This is a genomic window from Marvinbryantia formatexigens DSM 14469, from assembly GCF_025148285.1.
GTDB classification, from domain to species: Bacteria; Bacillota; Clostridia; order Lachnospirales; family Lachnospiraceae; genus Marvinbryantia; species Marvinbryantia formatexigens.
In genome coordinates, this window is sequence record NZ_CP102268.1 from 3,889,578 (window position 1) to 3,910,938 (window position 21,361).

Sequence of the window (21,361 nt, forward strand, 5' to 3'; positions counted from 1 at the left end):
TTAAATGATAAAGGATGGTGTATAAAACATGATTTTTGAAAAGCAATATCTCCCGCAGTTCCGGGAGGCTGACAGGGACGGTTATGTGGGGCTGCGCGGGTACATGAATTATTTCCAGGATATGGCGACGCATTATATGCATAATCTGGGAAAGGGAAACGACACGATACCGGAGAAGTACGGTATTGTGTGGATGTATACGAAATACCGGATGCAGGTATTCAAAAAGGCTGATTTTACTGGCGAGATAAAGCTGGAGACCTGGGTGCCCCAGTGGAAGTTGTCCTCTATTATCCATCAGAATCTGCGCATTTCCAGAGACGGGGAGGAATATGCCAGAGGAACATTGGAGTGCTGTCTTTATCATCTGGAGAAAAAGAGGCTGGTGCGCCTCAAAGAAATTGAATTTCCGGCGAATATAGCGGAAAACAGAGACCTTGCGATGCCGGAATTCCGGAAGCTGCCGACGGAGATGGCAGGGATGGAGTACGCATATACCCATAAGATACGATATACGGATTTGGATAAGACCGGACACATGACGAATCTGAAATATGTCGATTTGTTTTTAAACGCGTCAGACAGCGGCTTTTATGAGAATTTTCAGATTGAAGAGCTGGAGCTTCATTTTCTGAGACAATGCTATGAGAAAGAAGTCCTTCATGTTTATAAAAAGAGGGACGGCAGAAGGCTTTCGCTTCTGGCGGTGAACGACGATAAGGTTCCCTGTGCGGCGGCAGAACTCCTGGGACGGAAAGAGGGCGCTTAAAAAACGTAGCGTATAAAAGCTGGACGAACAAATAAAGTGATTTGCTGATATTAGGAAAATCGGAAGATTATGGGGAGGAATAAAGTGAACAGCCAGAATAATATAAATCAAAAATCACACATGATTATTTATACTACAGAAGATGGTCTGACTAAGATTGAAACAACCTTTGATGAAGATACGGTCTGGTTATCTATTGATCAAATGGCTGAATTGCTTCAGAGAGATAAATCGACGATTTCCAGACATATAAAAAATATTTATTCAGAGGGAGAACTTGTTCGGGAGGGAACTGTTGCATTTTTTACAACAGTTCAAATAGAAGGTGACAGACAGGTTACAAGAGAGATTTGTTATTATAATTTGGATGTCATTATTTCCGTTGGCTATCGTGTAAAATCCAAACGTGGTACACAGTTTAGAATCTGGGCAACAAATATTTTAAAGGAATATATGAAAAAAGGATTTGCTATGGATGATGAACGTCTGAAAAACTTAGGTGGCGGTGGCTATTTTAGGGAATTACTTGAAAGAATCAGAGATATTCGTGCTTCAGAAAAAGTATTTTACAGACAGGTTCTGGAAATCTATGCAACCAGCATTGACTATGATCCAAAAGCTGAAATCTCCATTCAATTTTTCAAAAAAGTCCAAAATAAAATTCATTATGCGATTCATGGACAAACTGCAGCTGAGGTTATTTATACAAGAGCAGATGCGGAGAAGGATTTCATGGGACTTACTACATTTGCAGGAAAACAGCCGACGTTGAAAGAAGCAGTTGTGGCCAAAAACTATCTGGATGAAAAAGAACTTCGTGCGATGGGCCAGCTTGTATCTGGATATTTGGATTTTGCGGAACGTCAGGCAGAGCGTGAACAGGCAATGACCATGAAAGATTGGGCAGACCATTTGGACCGTATTCTCACTGTAAGCGGAGAACAGTTATTGCATGGAAAGGGAAGTATTTCGCATAAGCAGGCTGTAGATAAAGCGACGGATGAGTATAAAAAATACAAAGCTAAAACGCTTAGCGAAGTAGAAACAGATTATTTGAATGCTATTAAAATGTTGGAACAGAAAACCGAAAAGAAGTAAGAAAAAGTCATCTGAAAAAGCAATATCTCCCGCAGTTCCGGGAGGCTGACAGGGACGGCAGAAGGCTTTCGCTTCTGGCGGTGAACGATGATAAGGTTCCCTGTGCGGCGGCAGAACTTCTGGGACGGGAAGAGGGCGCTTAAATACAGTGCTTGACAAGGAATAAGTTCCATGATAGAATAATAACCGACAACTTGTCGGTTGCGAGGTGTATTGGGAGCGTGTAACAGATGCGTATAGTAAAAGAAGCAGAAGAGCGCAAAAACGAAATACTGGATGTTGCAGGGAGATTATTTGGCGAAAAAGGTTATGATGCCACAAGTACCAATGATATTCTGAAGGAAATTGGTATTGCAAGAGGTACGCTTTACTATCATTTTAAGTCCAAAGAAGAAATCCTGGATGCTTTGATTGACCGCATGACAGAGCAAATACTTGAAAAAGCCAAATCCATCGTGGAGCAAAAGGATATACCTGTGTTACAGCGTTTTACTATGATGATGCTTGCACTTAATATAAGTGACGGCAGTTTTGAACATGAAATTCTGGAACAGGTGCATAAACCGCAAAATGCTCTTATGCACCAGAAAATACAGAAAAAACTATTGTCTGAAGTCACACCGCTTATTGCATCATTAATTACGGACGGTATCACGCAGGGGATATGTCAGACAGATTATCCGGAGGAAGCTGCAGAAATGACGTTTCTATATTCCTACATAGCATTTGATGACCTCATGGAATACAATGAGGAAGAAAAGAAAAAGAAGATAGCAGCATTTATTTATAACATAGAACGTCTTTTAAACATGGAGCAGGGGAGTATGGAGAACATCCTTCGACCGTTGTTTGGAGAAAATTCATAGCGATATATGGAAAGTATGATAAAAAAGAAAGATAAGGGAATAAGGACATCTGATTCCTTTATTTTTTAACATATAACCGACAGGCGGACGGTCTATAAAGATGCGTTTCCCATAAAAATAATGATAGAAGGGGGTCATGAATATGACATTTGCAGAAAAAAAGAAATCGATTCACAAAGCAGACAGGGGAGTAAATGAGATGAAACCAAATTATCTGAAGAAATATATCATCAGTTCCTATATCCTCGTCTGGGCGCTCATTATTTTTGTGGCAGGCCCGGCAAGCCTTGTCTTTCATGCACCGCCTGTTATCATGTGGATTGTTCGAAACCTTATCGCATGGTCTCCGACATATCTGCTTTTGATTGGGTGGAAATATTTCAGACCCGATGAAACAAGAACGGCTTTTGTAAAGCGGTGTTTTTCTGGAAAAGTAAAGCTGCTTCCACTGCTGCTCTCCTTTGCCCTTACCTTTGGTATCAGCGTGTTGTCGCTGTTCCTTTATTCCATTATGAAGGGAAAGCCGATGCTGTCCTACATCGATCTGGGAACCACAGCGCTGCCGCTCAGCATTTTTCTCTCCCTGACTTCGGGACCGACAGGGGAAGAACTGGGATGGCGTGGTTTTATGCGGGAGGAATTTAATAAAAAGTATGGCTTTTTGAAATCCTCTGTCTGTCAGGGACTGGTATGGTGCTTCTGGCATACTTTGCTTTGGGTAGTGGATTCGGATTTTACCGACTGGAGGGCAATCCCTTATATTATTTCCAACATAGTTGTGATTACATCCATTACCATACTGATGAATATTTTTCTGGAACGGCATAACAACCTGCTTTATTCGGTATTGCTGCACTTTGGCTTTAATATCATTTATGTATTTCTGGATGCGGATATAGGTTTTTTTGTGATTTTGACCGCTCTGTATCTGGTCATCACGCCGATTGCCGTATGGATAAGAAATAAGTTTGTTGAAAAAATGTCAGCAGAGAAAGGAAGATAAAGGAATGAGTAATTTAGAGAAAATTCAAAAAGGAATGAGGGTATTTCAGATACTATCTAAAATCAGTTTGGTATAAGCGGATGTGGATATATATTGTTGGAGAAATTTTGCTCCTTCTCGCAGTGTATCTTATTGTTCAAGGAATACGGTGTAGTATTGCCGTGAAAGAAAGCAAAGAAAGGCTTGCCAAAGAAGCTGTTTCAAAATTCATAGGAGAGCAGTAAATTGCTCGATTGTATAATAGTGAGAGATACACAGACAAAATGGAAAAAGTAGCGACAACCTAAAATTTGATGGAGGCACGATATATGGAATTGATTATGCAGCCTACTTGTTTTACATGTGGACAGGCTTGCATCGCCATGATTGCAGGAAAAAGTGTCGATGAAGTTATCATAGACATGAAAACAGACGGTGCCACAAGTATCGGTCAACTGATCGAGATACTTGACTTTTATGGTATTCGACACGCAGAAAAAAACAAGCGTATTTCAAAAAAGAATCCTGTTCCCTATAATTATTCGATTTTGACAGTCCATATGGATGCGGGATATACCCATTGGACATTGTTTTATGATGATAAATATTATGACCCAGAGTTTGGTCTGATTGAGGGCGAATACACATATGGGAAAATCACGTCATTTTTGGAAATATATGCCGAATAATAGATTCCCACTTGTCGGGGAATTGAGAGAACGAAAAATCGAAAGTTAGGGAGATAGCCATGAAAGAAAATATTGTAGCAAAGTTGACAGTAAAAGACGATAAGTATGCTTGCGCTCTTGCTGATAAAATCATATCCGAAAGTTTGGAAACCGATGAATGGTACGAATATTTTAATGAATTTGCTTCTTTGCTTAATCATCCAAAATCATTGGTGAGAAATCGAGCATTGTATATTCTTGCAGCAAATGCTCAATGGGACGAAGAAAACCGTTTCGACTTGATAATTTCCGATTTTCTTGCACATATAACGGATGAAAAGCCAATTACAGCCAGACAGTGCATAAAGGCGCTTGCACAGGTTGGTTCAGCAAAGCCGCAATATATTCCAGTAATATTATCATGTTTGCGGAGCGCAGATTTATCGAAGTACAAGGACAGTATGCGTCCGCTAATTGAAAAAGACATAACTGAAACGGAAAAGATATTGACAACGTAACTTCCGATTTGTTGAAAAACTAATCAAAAGTGAAGTTCGAATTTTGGATGGGAGAAAAAATGAGCCTGTTGATTATCAATACTTTAGAAAAAAATGATCCATTAGCAAAAGAAGCTATCAGAAATTTATCTGCTCAAACGTCCCTATATACCATTTTTCATACAATGGAAATGAAAATAGCTCCATGTATCGGGTGCAATGCCTGTTGGTTAAAGACACCGGGAATTTGTGCGATAAAAGACGACTATGAAAAGATACTGAAAGCCTGTCTGCAACATGATACAACGATTATTATTTCCGATACTTCGTTAGGATTTATCAATTATAAGGCAAAAAATATTGTTGACCGAATGCTGCCGCTCGCCACTATGTATACTCATATCATAAACGGGCAAATGCGACATATTCCACGCTATGAAAAGAAGTTCCAATTTGGAATTGTATATTCCGGCGTTGTGGATATGAAGTATATGGAGCAATGGTTAGAACGGTTTGCATTGAATTTCAACGGAGTAAGTATTGGTGCTTTTCCGATTGAAAAATGTGGGGAGGTTTCACTATGCACTTAACAATTATCAGTGGTGCGGCACGTTCACAGACCAAAAGCAATACCGCAAAAATTATTGCTGCATTTTGCAAAGGATTTCAGATTGATAATAATACCGTAGAGGTTTGGTATCTTTCGGACAGAACACAATGGAGCAGAGCAAGAAACGCTTTTTACAACAACAAAGAAATTTTGTTTGCTTTACCTCTTTATGTTGAAAATGTTCCTGGTATTATGCTAGAATTTTTAGAAAGTTTATCTCCTAAAACCTGTCCCGATACCCGGCTTTCTTTTCTCATACAAGGCGGTTTCCCGGAAGCGTCCCAAAGCAGATGCTGTGAAAGTTTTCTGAAAACCCTGCCGGGAAAATTAGGGTGTGAGTATGGAGGGACTTTTATTCGGGGAGATATGTTCGGAGTTGGACTTCTTGGAAATAAACTGGGAGAAAAAATGGTTCAGCCGTTTGTCGATATTGGAAACTGTTTCGCACAATATGGGTATTTTGAACCGAAGATTTTTTCACAATTTGCCAGCCCGGAGTATTTATCCAAAAAACAAATCCGCCAATTTGAAAAAACGGGAAAATATATTCAAAAATGGTTTATGAATATAATTGCAAAACGAATTGGCTGTAAAGGGAAATTGAGTGCTAAACCTTATACATGGATTTCTTAAAACAACTACATTAACAAAGAGCCGGACGCTAAGACACAGAGCCGACAGACTTGTGAGAAATCGAAATTTGAAAGGAGGAATTGAAAATGCTTTTTGTTTTTTTTAGTGCGGCATTTTCATGGATATTACTGGGATTATTTGTTGCATTTGCCTGTGCCTGTTTGGGTAAAAAGAAAGGTTAAATTCCCGTTTGTCGGGGAGTTACTTAGAACAAAAAATTGGGATTTGGCTTTATCTTATCGTACCATCGCAATGCCTAAAGAGCCGAAGTATTGGGAGGAAAATAAATGCGAAAAATGATTGCAGGAGTATTGACAATACTTCTATTGATGATGTCAGGAACAACAACGGTGTTTGCTGCTGAAAATAATGAACAGACGCCATCGGGTATTGCCTATTCCGATTTAGAAAAGCAGATAGAGGATTATATTGAAGTTCGTAAAGAAACGACTTCTTCTGTTTCTATAACTGTTTTTAGTGGAACGAATGATATTGCATCCGTAATTTATGGAGATGCAAATACGAAAGAGAACATTAAGGCGGACGAAGATACCGTTTATGAATGGGGCTCGATTTCTAAAATGCTTATTTGGACAAGTGTGATGCAGCTCTATGAGCAGGGAAAGATTGATTTGAATGCAGATGTCCGAACTTATCTGCCAAACGGGTTCTTATCCAATCTGTCTTACAAAGAACCAATCACCATGCTTCACTTGATGAACCACACCGCAGGATTTCAAGAAACTGTGTGGGATGTGGAAGTGACGGACAAAGAAAAAATTATCAGCCTGAAGGATGCGCTGCTCTCTACAGCTCCCGCACAGATTTATGAGCCGGGAACTGTCGTATCCTATTCAAATTGGGGCGCAGCTCTGGCGGCATATATTGTGGAATATGTCAGTGGGATGGACTATGCGGACTATGTGTATGAAAATATTTTTGAGCCGCTCGGTATGGAGCATACCACTATTAAGCCAGATTGCAGCGACAATACCTGGGTAGAGAATCAAAGGGAAAAGATAAATGCTTATTATAATGTGCAAGGTGAATATGAAGATTACGGAGAGTGCAGACGGTATATCCTGCTCTATCCCGCAGGCTCGGCTACTGGAACAATGAGTGACCTTGTACGGTTTGCAAAAGCCTTTCTGCAGGACGGCTCGGAATGTCCATTATTTACATGGGCAGATACCCTTTCTGTAATGCTTTCTCCAACGCTCACATTTAGTGGGACAGACACACCTCGGATATGCCACGGATTATTTTCGCAGAGATACGGAGTAACCCTCATCGGTCATGCAGGGAATACAACAGGTTTTTCCGCTAATCTGGTGCTTGATACAGATGGTGGGACAGGTATAGTGGTCATGACAAATGAAGTGGGAGAAACCACCTATAATTATGGTCTTGTAAGCCTTGTATATGGGGATTGCAAAGAGGAAACAGGATTTACATACGATGATATAGCGGGAATTTACCTCAACAGCAGAGCAAATTATAAGAGCAGTTTTACCAAGCTATATAGCATGATTAGCGGTCTGCTCCCTATATCAAAAGGCGAAACTGAGGGTAACTTTACAGCGGCTATGGTTGGTACAGTAACGCAGATTTCAAAAGATGCCTGCATCATGGATGATGGAAACGGCTTAAAAACCTATCTCTCTATACAAAGGGACGAAAACGGAAATGTAGTTGCTCTGCAGCACATGACGGGGATGGATTTTCAAAAAGAAAATACCATGCTCTTTGTCATCAAGATTATTTTCTTCTGCCTGTTTGTACTGTCCTCTTTCTGGACGCTCATTATGCTTATTGTGCATGGAGTTACGCTGCACAGGTTTAAGCAGACTGATGTATGGAAAAAGAAGCGGTATCAGTTATTGGCGGAGTTGTTTATAGTGCTTGCATCCGTATTGATTTACTGGCTCATTTTACCGCCGCTGATGGGCGGCAGTTTAACCAAAGGGCAGGTTATTGTAAAGTGCGTGATGATAATTGTTTTCTCACTTGCGGAAATAGTGACATTGGTGTTTGGCTTATTTAACGGCATAGATAAGGAACATACCGAGAAAATGCAGATATTTTCCAATAAGCATAATCGTGGAAAAGGACTACGGCAAAAAGCAGGATTTCTTATCACAAGGATAAGTGGCATCCTTTTAGTAGCAAATGTTTTATATTGGCATTTCTATCAGTTTTGGGGATGCTAGTGTGGAGCGGTGATATATGTTCGTTTTTTGGGGAGAGAAGTTTTGTCGCATCGGGACAGAGCGGACAAAACGGGACAGACAAAACAGAGAGCATCTGATATTCTTATCTGGAAAGAGCGGGAGACCGCTTTTTTTCCAGAGCAATGGTTAGAAAAAGCTAACCAAAAGAGGAGGATACAGATGATGTCAAAAACAACAAATGGAAAAATGCTGACCGGGCGTGATCTGATTACGACGGGTATTTTTTCCGCACTCTACTTTGTGATTAATTTCGCGTTTATGCTGATTAGCGGGTTTCATCCGCTGCTGTGGATTCTGATGCCGGGGCTTATCGCGCTGTTTTCCGGGATTCCGTTTCTGCTCATGTGCGCGAAGGTGCAAAAGCCGGGCGCTGTGCTGCTGATGGGAATCATCACGGGACTGATTTATTTTGCGACCGGACAGTTTACGCTGCTGATTCTGGCGACCTTTGTGATTGCCTGCGCGCTCGCAGAGCTGTGCCGTGCGCTGACGCATTACAAAAGCTTTGCAGGAAATGTCGCGGCGTTTATCTGCTTTTCCCTGGGAATGACCGGTTCGCCGCTGCCCGTCTGGGTAATGCGCAGCGATTTTCTGGCGCAGATTTCGGAGCAGGGAATGCCCGCCGATTACGTGGCGACACTGGAGAAGCTGTCTTCCCCGGCTATGCTGGCTGTCATGATAGCGGCGCCTGTCATCGGGGCGGCTGTCGGCTCTGTTTTCACAAAGCGGATGTTTAAAAAGCATTTTGAAAAAGCCGGGATGGTCTGAATATGGGCACAGAGAAAACAGCGGGCGGGTGCAGAAAACCGGACCCAAGAGCCGGACTGCTTCTGCTTGTCTTTGCCAATATTATCGCGTTCGGCGGAAATAATGTTTATCTGGAAATTACCTGGATCGGGGTGCTCGCCTGCCTGCTTTTTGCCTGCGGGCAGCGGCGCTCCGGCATAAAATGGCTGCTGGTCTATGCGGGTATCTGGTGCCTGCAGCGGTATATTCTTCCGGTATCGCCGAAAATCATTGCGACCAGCTTTTCTATTTTTGCCGCTTATGCCAGAAGAATGCTGCCCTGTCTGATGGTGGGAAGCCTTCTGATTCATACGGTTTCCCTGCGGGAGCTGACGGTGGCGCTGCGAAGTCTGCATGTGCCGCAGAAGCTGATTATTCCCATCTGCGTTACGCTGCGCTATTTTCCGGCAATCCGGGAGGAGGCGGGGCATATCCGGGATGCCATGCGGCTGCGCAGCATCAGCGGAGTGGATAAAATCGAGGCGCTGCTTGTGCCGCTGATGGTGTCCGCCACCGCCACGGCGGAGGAGCTGTCAGCGGCGGCGGTGACGCGGGGAATCGAAGACCCGGCAAAGAAAACCAGTATGATACGGCTGCATTTTACGGCGTGGGACTGGGCGCTGACGGCACTGGGCGCGCTTTTTACGGCGGCCATGTTTCTGCTGCAGGGGGTGGGAAGATGATAGATGTTTCTGAGGTATCTTTTTGTTATACACAAGAGGGAGATACGCTCCGGCAGGTCAGCTTTTCCGTAAAGCCGGGGGCGTGCGTCCTGCTCTGCGGGGAGAGCGGCTGCGGGAAAACAACGGTAACAAAGCTGATTAACGGGCTGATTCCGCATTTTACGGAGGGCTGCCGTCTGCAGGGCAGCGTGCTGGTGGACGGGATGGAAGTGAAGAATATGCAGCTCTATGAGCTTGCAAAGAAGGTCGGCTCCGTGTTCCAGAATCCCAAAAGCCAGTTTTTTAATCTGGATACGGACAGCGAGCTTGCCTTCGGCATGGAAAACCAGGGAACGGCGCCGGAGCAGATGGAGCAGCGGATGGCGCAGACCGTCCGGGAGCTGGAAATCGGCGGGCTGCTTCACCGGAATATTTTTACGTTGTCCGGCGGGGAGAAGCAGATGCTTGCTTTTTCCAGCGTGTATGCCATGAATCCGGAAATCTATGTGCTGGATGAGCCGACGGCGAATCTGGATGCGCAGGCAATCGGGCGGCTGAAGCGGCAGATTCAGCTCTTAAAGGAGCAGGGGCATACCGTGCTGATCGCGGAGCACCGTCTCTACTTTTTGACGGATGTCATCGATGAGGCGCTGTATTTTTGCAGGGGCAGGCTGGAACGGAAATTTTCGCGCGGGGAGTTCCTTGCTCTTACGGAGGAGGAGCGCCGGGCGATGGGGCTGCGGAGCCTTAAAGAGACAGAGCTGTCGCTTCCGGCGGCACGCACGGAAAAGGACGGAGAGGGGCTGACGGTTTCGGGGCTGTGCTGCGGCTATAAAAAGGAAGCGGATGTAATCAGCAGGCTGTCCTTTTCTGCAAAGCCGGGCGAGGTGCTGGCGGTTACCGGACATAATGGAATCGGAAAGACAACGCTGGTGCGCTGTCTGTGCGGGCTGATGAAGCAGCGGCAGGGAGAAATCTCTCTGCAGGGCGCTCCTCTGGGCGAGAGGGCGCGCCGCCGGGAGAGCTTTCTTGTGATGCAGGATGTAAATCATCAGCTTTTTTATGACAGTGTCCGGAACGAATGTGAGCAGGCGGCGGGCGGCGTTTCCGGCGAGCAGATAGAGGCTGTTCTTGACCGGTTCGGGCTGCTTCCCTTTAAGGAATGCCATCCGATGGCACTGTCCGGCGGACAGAAGCAGCGTCTGGCGGTGGCGACGGCGCTTTTGTCGGGAAAACGGATTCTGATTTTTGATGAACCGACCAGCGGGCTGGATTACCGGCATATGAAGCAGGTAAGCGCAGTTGTGCGCAGTCTGGCGCAGCAGGGGAGGATCGTGCTGGTAATTTCCCACGACAGGGAATTTATGCAGGAGGCGTGCGACCGCCTGCTGGAATTACAGGAGGCGGCGGACGGCAGGTCTGCATCATTCGTGAAATGAGCGTCTTCCGTATTTGAAAAACGGCGCCGCCACCGTGACAGGGTGGCTGGCAAAAGGGACGGGATAATTGAAATGGGAGGAAATATGAAAAAGATTACGGAGCAGTGCAGGGACGCCGTTCTTCTGGCGGAATCGGACGGCTGCCAGGTCTATCAGTTCCGCAATGAGACGGGAGAGGGAACCATCACGCTTTACGAGGTGTTTCCGGGGGTGGCGCTGGCGTACAATGATTTCCATATGCGCTACTATAATTCGGTCTTTGAGCCGGGGCGGGATTTGTTCTGCATCGACCATTGCCGGGAGGGGCGCCTGGAATATGCCGCGCGCGATAATGCCTGCGGTTATGTGGAGGCGGGAGACCTGAAGCTTGACCGGAGGCTGACGCATTCCGGGCGGTTTGAAATGCCGCTTTCCCACTATCATGGCGTGATGATTTCGTTTGATATGGAAACGGCGTGCCGGACGTTGCCGCAGGAGATAAAGGATTTTCCGGTGAATCTGCAGGCGCTGCAGAAAAAATTCTGCAAGGATATCTACCCGGTCGTTCTGCGCGGCGGAAGCCAGATCGCGCACATTTTTGCGGAACTCTATGCGGTTCCGGAGCAGATTAAGCGCGCGTATTTTAAAATCAAGATTCTGGAGCTGCTGCTTTTTCTGGAAGCGCTCCAACCCTCGGAGCACGCGGAGGAAAAGCCTTATTTCTATAAGCCGCAGGTGGAAAAGACAAAGGCGCTCCAGCAGTTTTTGCTCCTTCATCTGGACGAAAACTTCACGCAGGAGGAGCTGTCCGGGCGCTTTGATATTCCCCAGACAACAATGAAAAAATGCTTTAAGTCGATATTCGGCGCTACAATCGGGGCTTATGTGACGGAGTGCCGCATGAACCGGGCGGCAGTGCTGCTGAAAACCAGCAGGGATATGAGCGTGGCGGAAATCGCCGGGCGCGTGGGCTACGACAGCCCCAGCAAGTTTGCAATGGCTTTCCGCAGGCAGATGGGCATGTCGCCGGCGGAATACCGGAAACGGAGGTAAAACAATATGAAACGAAAAGAGAGCTGGATCGGCAGTCTGCTGGGATATGCGGGCGGGCAGAAAGGAAAATTTCTGGGTTCCATTCTGTTGTCGGTAATCAGTGTCACGGCGGGGCTGGTTCCCTATTACTGCCTGTACAGGGTGATCGCGCAGTTTGCCGACGGCACGGTGCAGAGAAGCAACATCTGGATGTGGTGCGGCGCGGCGCTTGCCGCTTACGCGGTAAAGGCGCTGTTTTTCGGTCTTTCCACGGGGCTGTCCCATCATGTGGCGTACCATGTGCTCGCCGGGCTGCGTCTGCAGGTGGCGGACCGCTTCCTCCATGCGCCGCTGGGGGAGGTACAGCGTCATTCCATTGGAGAAATCAAGAATATTATCGTAGATAAAATTGAACAGATAGAGCCGCCTCTGGCGCATGTGGTGCCGGAGGGAGCAGGACATCTGGCGTTGCCCATCGTGAGCCTGCTGGCGCTGGCATCTGTGGATATCCGGATCGCGCTGGCGTCGCTCGTTACGCTTCCGGCGGCGCTGATATGTATGATACTGACCTTCCGGATAAGCGGAAAGAATTTTGAAAAATATAATCAGTCCAACGCCTATATGAACAGCGCTATCGTGGAATATATTGAGGGAATCGAGGTCATCCGCACCTTCGGGCGCGCCGGGGTCTCCTATGAAAAATATGCCGGAGCGATCCGCGATTACCGTACCTTCGTGGTGCGGTGGATGTCCTCCACCTGGGTGACAATGAAGCTGGCGTTTGCCCTGTTTCCGTCCACGCTGCTCGGAACGCTGCCGGTCAGTCTTTATCTGGCGTCGCGCGGAGCGATTACAGCGCCGCAGGCTGCTTTGGCGGTGATGCTGTCCATGTCGATGGTGACGTCTCTGGCAAAGCTGGAAGTGTTCTCCAATGAAATACAGCAGATGAAGGCGACAGTAGAGGAACTGCAGCAATATCTGACTATGCCGGCGCTGCCGGAGCCGGAAAAGCGCGCTGATGTACAGAAGTATGATATACAGATGAAGGACGTGCATTTTTCCTACGGCGGAAACATGCAGGAACGGGAGTGCGGCAGGAGCACACAGAAATGTGAGGAAAACGAGGTTCTGCACGGAATAAATCTGGATTTGCCGCAGGGAAGCTTTACTGCGCTGGTGGGTCCCTCCGGGAGCGGAAAATCGACCGTCGCCAGGCTGCTTGCCCGCTTCTGGGACCCGGATAAGGGACAGATTCTGATAGGAGGCGTGGATATCCGGGATATGCCGCTCTCCCAGCTCTCGGAGTATGTCAGCTTTGTGACGCAGGACAATTATCTGTTCCGCTGCTCCCTGCTGGAAAACATCCGCATGGGAAATCCGCAGGCGACGGATGAGCAGGTGAAGGAGGCGGCGCGCGCAGCGCAGTGTGAAGAATTTATCCGTAAGCTGCCGCAGGGATATGATACGCCGGCGGGAGAGGCGGGGAAACGCCTGTCGGGCGGAGAGAAGCAGCGGATTGCCATTGCGCGCATGATACTGAAGGATGCGCCGGTAGTGATTCTCGACGAGGCGACCGCCTTCACAGACCCGGAAAATGAGGATAAGATACAGCAGAGCATTGCCCGCCTGGCAAAAGGCAAGACGCTGCTGGTGATCGCTCACAGGCTTTCCACCATCCGGCAGGCGGATAATATCGTGGTGCTGGAGAACGGAAATATTCTGGCGCAGGGGACGCAGGAGGAGCTTCTGAAAACCTGTCCGCTGTACCGCGATATGTGGGAGGCGCACATCGGGGCGAAGGAATGGGCAGTCCCGGCTTCTGCGGAAAACGGGCAGGCGAAGTCACCGGATAAACAGATGAAGAAGCATTCCGGGGAGCAGAAGCCGGAAAAACAGATGAAGAATCGTTCCGGGGAGCAGAAGCCGGTAAAACAGACGAAGAGAAATTCCGGAGGGCAGATGCCGGAGAAGAGGGCGGGTGAAAATTATGTTTAGTACGGTAAAACGGATAATATCCTGGTGCGGGGCGTTTAAGGGAAAGCTTTACGCGGGCTTTGTATTTTCCTTTTTCTCGCACTGGTTTGCGGCTGTGCCGGTGATGATTGCGGCGTACACGGTCGGAATGCTGCTGATGAGCGGCGAAGGTGGCGTGGCCTTTGACGAACGGTGGGTCTGGCGGAGTGCTCTGCTGATTCTGCTCTCCGTAGCTTTGCGCTTTCTCTTTGATTATATGCGGTCGAAGTGCCAGGAGGTAATCAGCTACGAGCTGGTGGCGCGGGACCGGCTGGCTGTCGGGGAAGCGCTGAAACGTGTATCCCTCGGATATTTCCAGCAGAAGAATACCGGAAATATTTTAAGCTCTGTCACCACCGGGCTTACCACGCTGGAGAGCATGGGAATCCGTATGGTGGACAATTTTGTCGGAGGATATCTGAATTTCCTGGCGATTTTCCTCTGCCTGCTGGTCATCCGCCCGGCGATTGCCCTGATTGCCCTGGCGGCGGCATTTGTATCCTTCCTGTTTTTGATGCTGATATCGGCGCACAGCAGAAAAAACGCGCCGGTGGAGGCGCAGAGCAATAAGGAGCTGACGGGTGCGGCGCTGGAATATGCCAGAGGTCTTTCCGTGGTGAAATCCTTCGGGCAGAACGGCGCGGCGGCAGCGGCGATGGAGGAAGCGGTAAAAAGCAGCAGACGGATTCATCTGAAAATTGAATGGGGCTTTGTTCCGCCCAACTGCCTGCATCTGCTTGCGCTGAAATGCGGCTCCGTGGGGCTTGCCCTCGCGTCCTGCCTTGCCGGGCTTTCCGGGGAAATGACGCTGCCTGTGATGCTGATGTTTGTATTCTTTTCCTTCAGTATTTTCAGCTCGCTGGAGCCGGTCAGCGACAGCGCCCATATACTGGGCGTCATCGACGACGCCATGAACCAGCTCGACGCGCTGCGGGAGGAAAGCTTTCTGGATGAGGACGGAAAAGACATCCATCCGGAGCGGTTTGATATTGAATTTAAGAATGTGGATTTTGGCTATCAGAAGGACCGGCAGGTGCTGAAGAACGTTACATTCCGGATTCCCCAGCATACCTCAACCGCGATCGTGGGTCCGTCGGGAAGCGGAAAAACAACGATTGTAAATCTGCTGGCGAGATTTTATGATGTGGATGCGGGCAGCATATCGCTGGGCGGACGGGATGTGCGGGAATTTACCTGCGACAGCCTGCTTTCCAATATTTCGATGGTATTCCAGAATGTCTATCTGTTTCACGATACTATCCGGGCGAATATCTGCTTCGGCAGACCGGATGCCACGGAAGAGGAAATGGTGGAGGCCGCCAAAAAAGCATGCTGTCATGAGTTTATCAAAAAGCTGCCGGACGGCTACGATACAGTAATCGGTGAGGGCGGCGGGACGCTCTCCGGCGGAGAAAAACAGCGGATTTCCATCGCGCGCGCCATGCTGAAAAACGCGCCCGTCATCATCCTGGATGAGGCGACCGCCAGCGTGGACCCGGAAAATGAGCATCTGATCCAGCACGCTATCTCGGAGCTTGTGAAGGGAAAAACAGTCATTACCATTGCTCACCGGCTTGCGACGGTTGAAAATGCTGACCAGATTCTGGTGGTAAATGACGGACAGATCGTCCAGAAGGGCACCCATCAAGAGCTGATGGAGGAGGACGGGATTTACCGCCGCTTTGTAGAAGTCAGACAGAGGGCGGAGGGCTGGTGCTACAGCCAGAATTAACGTATCCGGCGGGACTGTGCGCAGGCAGCGCCGCAGCGCCCGCCCGGCATCTGCCGGAGCAGAGCGCAGACCGGATACCCGGTGACCCGGCTGCGCTTTAACCCGGATATCCCGTTACTTTCGGCGGTATATCCGGCTTCTGTGCAAGCTGGCAGATAATATCCGCGCAGCCCTCAATTCCGAATTTGGCGGTATCCAGGCAGACGTCATAAAACTGTGCCATGCCGAATACCGTATCGGTGTAGTAGGTGCAGTATTTCCGCCTTTTGCGGTCGATTGCCTGCAGCTCATCGGAAAGCTTCGCCTCCGGCGTAGCTGGCATAAGCGTTTTCATGTGCTGTATCCGGTAGTAGGAGGGAGCGTGGACGAACACATGAAGCGTGTGGTCGAATTCCCGGAGAATGCTGTTGGCGTTTCTGCCGATGATGACACAGTTCCCTTTTTCTCCGATTTCGCGGATAACCTCCTTCTGTGCCTCGAAAAGCTTTTCGCTCAAAGGCTTGTTGTAAAAATCAAAAAGACTCTGGGCGAAGCCGAAGTTGTGCGGCACCCGCTCGTCATAGTGCAGAAAACGCTCCAGATCAACGTTGGACTGCGTTGCCGCTTTCATAATAATCTCTTTATCGTAGTAGTCGTAGTGCAGCTTTTCTGCAACCATCCGTCCGATGGTTCCGCCGCCTGCGCCGAACTCGCGGCTGATAGTGATGATTTTCTTCATGCTATACTCCCTATACTCCTTTTACAATACCGGTCGTCAGACAAATTGCTGCCGGTTTTCCGGCTCATAATACCTTGTTCAGAAAATCGATGGTCCGCGCTTCTTTCGGATGCTTCAGGATTTCCTCCGGGGTTCCCTGCTCCACGATATAGCCGCCGTCCATAAACACAATGCGGTTTGCCACCTCGCGCGCAAAGCCGATTTCGTGTGTCACCACCGCCATTGTCATGCCGTCCCGCGCCAGTTCGCGCATAACCTCCAGTACCTCGCCGACCATTTCCGGGTCGAGCGCGGAGGTGGGCTCGTCAAACAGCATAATGTCCGGGCTCATGGCAAGCGCGCGCGCAATCGCCACACGCTGCTTCTGACCGCCGGAGAGCTGGTTGGGGTAGGTGCCCGCTTTGTCGGCAAGTCCGACGCGCGCTAAAAGCTCCATACCTTTTTTCTCAGCCTGCTCCTGCGTGAGCTTCTTTAATTCCACCGGTGCGAGCGTGATATTCTTCAGCACCGTCATATGCGGGAACAGATTAAAGTGCTGGAACACCATGCCGATGTTTTCACGCACCTTGTTGATGTCCGTGTGCTTATCCGTCACGTCCATGCCGTCGACGATAATCTTTCCGGCGGTGACGGTCTCCAGCTGGTTCACACAGCGCAGGAACGTGGATTTTCCGCTTCCGGAGGGACCGAGCAGCACCACGACCTCACCCTCGCAGATACTGATGCTGATATCCTTCAGAACCTCCAGCTTTCCAAAATTCTTTTTCAGATTTGTAACCTGTATCTTTACTTTACTGCTGTCCACGTTTCAGCCTCCTTTCCACACGCTTTGCCACCTTGCTCAGAGTGATGATGACAACCATGTACATAACGCCGACGATAGCCCATACCTGCAGATTCATGAAGGTATTTCCGGCAACGTTTTTGGCAGTGTTTACCAGCTCCGGGAAACCGATTACGGAGAGGATGGAGGTATCCTTCAGCGTAATGATGAACTGGTTGATGATAGAGGGAATCATGGTGCGTATCGCCTGCGGAATAATAATCAGACGCATACTTTTTCCATATGAGAGTCCGAGACTGCGGCTCGCCTCCATCTGTCCCTTATCAACGCTCTCGATTCCGGCGCGGATAATCTCCGCCATATAAGCGCCGCAGTTCATGGAGAGCGCGATGATGCCCGCGGTCAGCGCCGAGAGGCGGAAGCCGGAGACATTCATCATTTTCGCAGCCTGCGGGACGCCGAAATAAACAAAATATGCCAGTACGATCAGCGGAACGCCGCGCACGGCATCGACAAAAATGGTACCGATTAAATTCAGAACACGGTTCTTCCCTACATTAAACAGGGCGACAATCAGACCGATTATCATGGCGAAAAGCAGCGAGAGCACACACAGAAGCAGTGTGTTGCCCATCGACTTTAAGAGCATTACGCCATATACCTGGATGATACTTATCATGTAAACTTCTCCTTCCGGAAGACTGATGAGAGGAAGCTCCGCCTGCTGCGATCACAGCTTCCGGGAGCCTGCCTGCTGAAAATTTTCCCACGAGATAAAAAACGCAGAGGGCTGGAAAAACCCTCTGCGCCAGTATGGTTTACTCCTCAGTCTTCAGATATTTATCAAGAATTTCGTCGTAAGTTCCGTTTTCTTTGATATTCTTCAGACCGGCATTAAACATATCGAGAAGCTCCTGGTTTGCCTCATCCATGATGGCAAAGCCGTACGGTGCAGATTCGCTCTCGGCGCCCTCAGCTTCCAGTTTCTTTAACTGAACGCCATCCTGTGTGATATAAGCGAGCGTAATCGGAGTATCGTCGATACAAGCGGCGCTGTTTCCGTTGATAACATCCTGGTACATATCTGTGGAGGTCTCCATCGTGGTAACGGTGAAGCCGTACTCATCCATCAGACTTTCTGCGAAGGTCTTGCTTGCGGTACCGATTTTAACGACCACATTTTTGCCTTCCAGGTCTTCCAGAGAAGCGATATCGCTGTCTGCCGCCACAAAGAAGGACTGTGTTGCATCGTAGTATCCGTCTGAGAAGATCCAGCCTTTTTCCTTTCTCTCATCGTTGATGGTGGCACCGGCAATCAGACCGTCCGCCTGTCCTACCTGGACAGCGGCAACGCCGGCATCCCAGCCGATGGACTGCAAATCGTATTCAAATCCCTGGTCCTCAGCGATAGCGGCAAGAATATCGACATCAATGCCGACAAATTCACCGTCCGCGTTGGTGTATTCAAAGGGACGGAACGCTGTGTCGGTAGCAATCACCCACACCTTATCAGATGCGGATACGGCACCTGCCATTGTGCAGAGGGCAAGCGCGCCGACTGCTGCTGCAGAAACCAGTTTTGCGGTAAAATTTTTCTTCATACTTATTTCCTCCTTTTCTTTTCAGAAAAATATCTGAATAACACAAAAAGACAACGCGACCGTCAGCCGGCTTCGTTGCCCACTTGTACTGTACTTTATTATAAAAGCCGGACAAATTCTTGTCAATCAGAAATTGTGAATTGTTATAATGAATATTTTGCATTTAATCCGATTCAGAAAACCTGCTTACAAATACAGGAAAACGTGATACAATGTTACTATTCACAGCCGATGTGGGTATACAGGCAGAATCGTCATGCCTGCAGGCATGTAAGAGACTGCCTGCATACCCACATCGAGCCTGCGAAGCAGGAACCCGCCAGCATAAGCAGTCTTAGCTCCGTAAGGAGCGGGACTGGAGCCTCAGAGAGGCGGGCTTTCTTATTCAGTACCACATAAGGAGGGCGACAGATTGAACAGACCACTAATCGGATTGATTCCATTATATGATGACGAAAAGGAGAGCCTCTGGATGCTTCCGGGGTATATGGACGGCATCGTATCAGCAGGCGGAACGCCGCTGATGCTTCCGCTGACAGAGGATGAGGATATGCTGGGGCAGATGACAGAGCTCTGCGACGGCTTCCTGCTGACGGGCGGACACGACGTATCGCCCGCGCTGTACGGGGAGACGCCCATCGAAGCCTGCGGCGCATGCTGTCCGGCGCGGGATGCGATGGAGAAAAAGCTGCTTGCGCTGGCTCTTGAGCGGGACATGCCGGTGCTCGGCATCTGCCGCGGTATCCAGTTTTTAAATGCCGCGCTCGGCGGAACGCTTTATCAGGACCTGCCGCAGCAGAGACCGTCCCGGATAGAGCACCATCAGAAGCCGCCCTACGATATACCGGTGCATAAGGTGACGATTGTAGAGAAAACGCCGCTGGCAGAGCTTCTGCAGGTTCCGGTCCTTGCGGTAAACAGCTATCATCACCAGGCGGTAAAGGAGCTGTCGCCGCAGCTTACGGCGATGGCGTACTCTGAGGACGGGCTGGTGGAAGCCGTTTATATGAAGGAAAAGCCGTTTGTGTGGGGCGTCCAGTGGCACCCGGAATTTTCCTGGAAAACAGAGGAGAGCAGCCGGAAAATCCTGGAACAATTTGTGAAGGCGGCAAAAAAATAACGACAGACCTGGAAAGGAAAAATTATGAAGGTAGTATTGGAAAATCTGACAAAGAAATTCCCGGAGCGCGGCAGAAAAGCGCGCGGGGAGGTGACGGCGGTCAGCGACATGAGCGTGGAGATACCGGATGGAAAACTGATCGGACTGCTCGGTCCCTCCGGCTGCGGAAAAAGCACGGCGCTCAATCTGCTGTGCGGACTGTTAAAGCCCACCGACGGCAGAATCTTTTTCGGGGAGGAGGATGTCACAAATCTTCCGGCGGAAAAGCGGGGCGTCGGTATGGTATTTCAGAATTACGCGCTCTATCCGCATCTTACGGTGCGCCAGAACATTGTATTTCCGCTGGAAAACCTCAGAGGGAAGGAAAAGCTCTCCAAAGAGGAAATGCAGCGCAGGGCGATGGAAGTGGCAAAGCTGGTACAGATTGACGAGCTGATGGAGCGTAAGCCTGGCGAGCTTTCCGGCGGACAGCAGCAGCGTGTGGCGATTGCGCGCGCTCTGGTGAAGATGCCGCGGATCCTGCTGATGGACGAGCCGCTCTCCAATCTGGATGCCCGGCTCCGCCTGCAGACGCGCGAGGAGATAAGGCGCATCCAGCGGGAGACAAAGATTACCACCGTTTTTGTAACGCACGACCAGGAGGAAGCGATGAGCATTTCCGATATGATTGTCGTGATGAACCGGGGCGTGGTACAGCAGATTGGAAAGCCGCAGGAGGTCTACGACAGACCGGTAAATCTCTTTGTGGCGAAGTTCCTCGGCACGCCGCCCATCAATGTTTTCCGCGGGCAGATACGGCAGGGAATGCTTTATATAGGAAAGGACGCCGTCCTGCGCGTGCAGGGATGCGCGGACAGGGAGGTTTTTGCCGGTATCCGTCCGGAAGGCTTCGTCCTGCACCCGCAGGGGGCGCTTACCTGCCATCTGAATGGCGTCGAGGTGCTGGGACGCGACATCAGCGTGGTTTCCACAAACGAGGCGTGTGAAAATACAGTAATCCGTTCGATTATCAGCGCAGAGAGCGGTGTCGACACCGGAAGCGGGACGGTCCGTTTCCACGTAAAGCCGGAGAAGGTGCACATTTTCGACCGGGAGACGCAGGAGCGGATTCCTTTTGAAACAGAGCGGGCGGGGGAATAGT

General features: G+C 49.0%; 21 protein-coding genes. 17 read left to right on the forward strand and 4 right to left on the reverse strand.

The window, feature by feature from the left end:
* Positions 1-28 precede the first annotated feature (28 nt).
* The 15 genes from NQ534_RS18110 to NQ534_RS18180 all read left to right on the forward strand — a co-directional run bounded on the left by NQ534_RS18110 (position 29) and on the right by NQ534_RS18180 (position 15,997).
* Positions 29-769 carry an acyl-[acyl-carrier-protein] thioesterase gene (locus NQ534_RS18110; RefSeq protein WP_006864409.1) on the forward strand — a complete coding sequence of 247 codons (741 nt, stop codon included), beginning with the start codon at positions 29-31 and terminating at the stop codon, positions 767-769.
* 120 nt (positions 770-889) lie between these two features.
* On the forward strand, positions 890-1,867 hold the full coding sequence (locus tag NQ534_RS18115; protein ID WP_334292667.1) for a virulence RhuM family protein: 978 nt from the start codon (positions 890-892) through the stop codon (positions 1,865-1,867).
* 230 nt (positions 1,868-2,097) lie between these two features.
* The gene (locus NQ534_RS18120; protein ID WP_006864411.1) at positions 2,098-2,733 is read left to right on the forward strand and encodes a TetR/AcrR family transcriptional regulator; all 636 of its coding nucleotides are present in this window, start codon (positions 2,098-2,100) and stop codon (positions 2,731-2,733) included.
* 142 nt (positions 2,734-2,875) lie between these two features.
* The gene (locus tag NQ534_RS18125; protein ID WP_198140208.1) at positions 2,876-3,736 is read left to right on the forward strand and encodes a CPBP family intramembrane glutamic endopeptidase; all 861 of its coding nucleotides are present in this window, start codon (positions 2,876-2,878) and stop codon (positions 3,734-3,736) included.
* Between the two features lie 308 nt (positions 3,737-4,044).
* Positions 4,045-4,404 carry a hypothetical protein gene (locus NQ534_RS18130; RefSeq protein WP_143115723.1) on the forward strand — a complete coding sequence of 120 codons (360 nt, stop codon included), beginning with the start codon at positions 4,045-4,047 and terminating at the stop codon, positions 4,402-4,404.
* Between the two features lie 59 nt (positions 4,405-4,463).
* On the forward strand, positions 4,464-4,901 hold the full coding sequence (locus NQ534_RS18135; protein ID WP_006864416.1) for a hypothetical protein: 438 nt from the start codon (positions 4,464-4,466) through the stop codon (positions 4,899-4,901).
* 59 nt (positions 4,902-4,960) lie between these two features.
* Positions 4,961-5,470, forward strand: a complete 510-nt coding sequence (locus tag NQ534_RS18140; protein WP_143115722.1) for a flavodoxin family protein — start codon at positions 4,961-4,963, stop codon at positions 5,468-5,470.
* Positions 5,461-6,123: a hypothetical protein gene (locus NQ534_RS18145; RefSeq protein WP_006864418.1), complete on the forward strand. Its 663-nt coding sequence runs from the start codon at positions 5,461-5,463 to the stop codon at positions 6,121-6,123. Before NQ534_RS18140 ends, NQ534_RS18145 begins: the two co-directional genes overlap by 10 nt.
* A 287-nt stretch (positions 6,124-6,410) precedes the next feature.
* Positions 6,411-8,333: a serine hydrolase domain-containing protein gene (locus tag NQ534_RS18150; RefSeq protein ID WP_006864420.1), complete on the forward strand. Its 1,923-nt coding sequence runs from the start codon at positions 6,411-6,413 to the stop codon at positions 8,331-8,333.
* A gap of 180 nt (positions 8,334-8,513) precedes the next feature.
* Positions 8,514-9,122: an MptD family putative ECF transporter S component gene (locus NQ534_RS18155; RefSeq protein ID WP_330371661.1), complete on the forward strand. Its 609-nt coding sequence runs from the start codon at positions 8,514-8,516 to the stop codon at positions 9,120-9,122.
* A gap of 2 nt (positions 9,123-9,124) precedes the next feature.
* The gene (locus tag NQ534_RS18160) at positions 9,125-9,823 is read left to right on the forward strand and encodes an energy-coupling factor transporter transmembrane component T (protein ID WP_006864422.1); all 699 of its coding nucleotides are present in this window, start codon (positions 9,125-9,127) and stop codon (positions 9,821-9,823) included.
* Positions 9,820-11,241, forward strand: coding sequence for an ABC transporter ATP-binding protein (locus NQ534_RS18165; protein ID WP_006864423.1), 1,422 nt, complete (start codon positions 9,820-9,822; stop codon positions 11,239-11,241). Before NQ534_RS18160 ends, NQ534_RS18165 begins: the two co-directional genes overlap by 4 nt.
* Positions 11,242-11,325: 84 nt before the next feature.
* Positions 11,326-12,273, forward strand: a complete 948-nt coding sequence (locus tag NQ534_RS18170) for a helix-turn-helix transcriptional regulator (RefSeq protein ID WP_040785422.1) — start codon at positions 11,326-11,328, stop codon at positions 12,271-12,273.
* 6 nt (positions 12,274-12,279) lie between these two features.
* Entirely contained in the window at positions 12,280-14,247 is a 1,968-nt protein-coding gene (locus NQ534_RS18175; RefSeq protein WP_006864425.1) for an ABC transporter ATP-binding protein, read from the forward strand.
* Positions 14,240-15,997 carry an ABC transporter ATP-binding protein gene (locus tag NQ534_RS18180; protein WP_006864426.1) on the forward strand — a complete coding sequence of 586 codons (1,758 nt, stop codon included), beginning with the start codon at positions 14,240-14,242 and terminating at the stop codon, positions 15,995-15,997. Before NQ534_RS18175 ends, NQ534_RS18180 begins: the two co-directional genes overlap by 8 nt.
* 97 nt (positions 15,998-16,094) lie before the next feature.
* Here the strand turns inward: NQ534_RS18180 and NQ534_RS18185 are convergent, their stop codons facing one another.
* From NQ534_RS18185 to NQ534_RS18200, 4 genes are all read right to left on the reverse strand, one after another.
* A complete protein-coding gene (locus tag NQ534_RS18185) occupies positions 16,095-16,715 on the reverse strand; it encodes a cytidylate kinase-like family protein (RefSeq protein ID WP_006864427.1) in 621 nt (206 codons plus the stop codon).
* A gap of 64 nt (positions 16,716-16,779) precedes the next feature.
* Entirely contained in the window at positions 16,780-17,520 is a 741-nt protein-coding gene (locus NQ534_RS18190) for an amino acid ABC transporter ATP-binding protein (protein ID WP_006864428.1), read from the reverse strand.
* The gene (locus tag NQ534_RS18195; protein ID WP_006864429.1) at positions 17,507-18,178 is read right to left on the reverse strand and encodes an amino acid ABC transporter permease; all 672 of its coding nucleotides are present in this window, start codon (positions 18,176-18,178) and stop codon (positions 17,507-17,509) included. The genes NQ534_RS18190 and NQ534_RS18195 overlap by 14 nt, the downstream gene beginning before the upstream one ends.
* Before the next feature lie 139 nt (positions 18,179-18,317).
* Entirely contained in the window at positions 18,318-19,100 is a 783-nt protein-coding gene (locus NQ534_RS18200) for a transporter substrate-binding domain-containing protein (RefSeq protein WP_006864430.1), read from the reverse strand.
* A gap of 412 nt (positions 19,101-19,512) precedes the next feature.
* Here NQ534_RS18200 and NQ534_RS18205 point away from each other — a divergent pair, with 412 nt between their 5' ends.
* Together NQ534_RS18205 and NQ534_RS18210 are read left to right on the forward strand one after the other, a co-directional pair.
* The gene (locus NQ534_RS18205; RefSeq protein ID WP_074679888.1) at positions 19,513-20,220 is read left to right on the forward strand and encodes a gamma-glutamyl-gamma-aminobutyrate hydrolase family protein; all 708 of its coding nucleotides are present in this window, start codon (positions 19,513-19,515) and stop codon (positions 20,218-20,220) included.
* A gap of 24 nt (positions 20,221-20,244) precedes the next feature.
* Entirely contained in the window at positions 20,245-21,360 is a 1,116-nt protein-coding gene (locus NQ534_RS18210; RefSeq protein ID WP_006863488.1) for an ABC transporter ATP-binding protein, read from the forward strand.
* Position 21,361 lies beyond the last annotated feature (1 nt).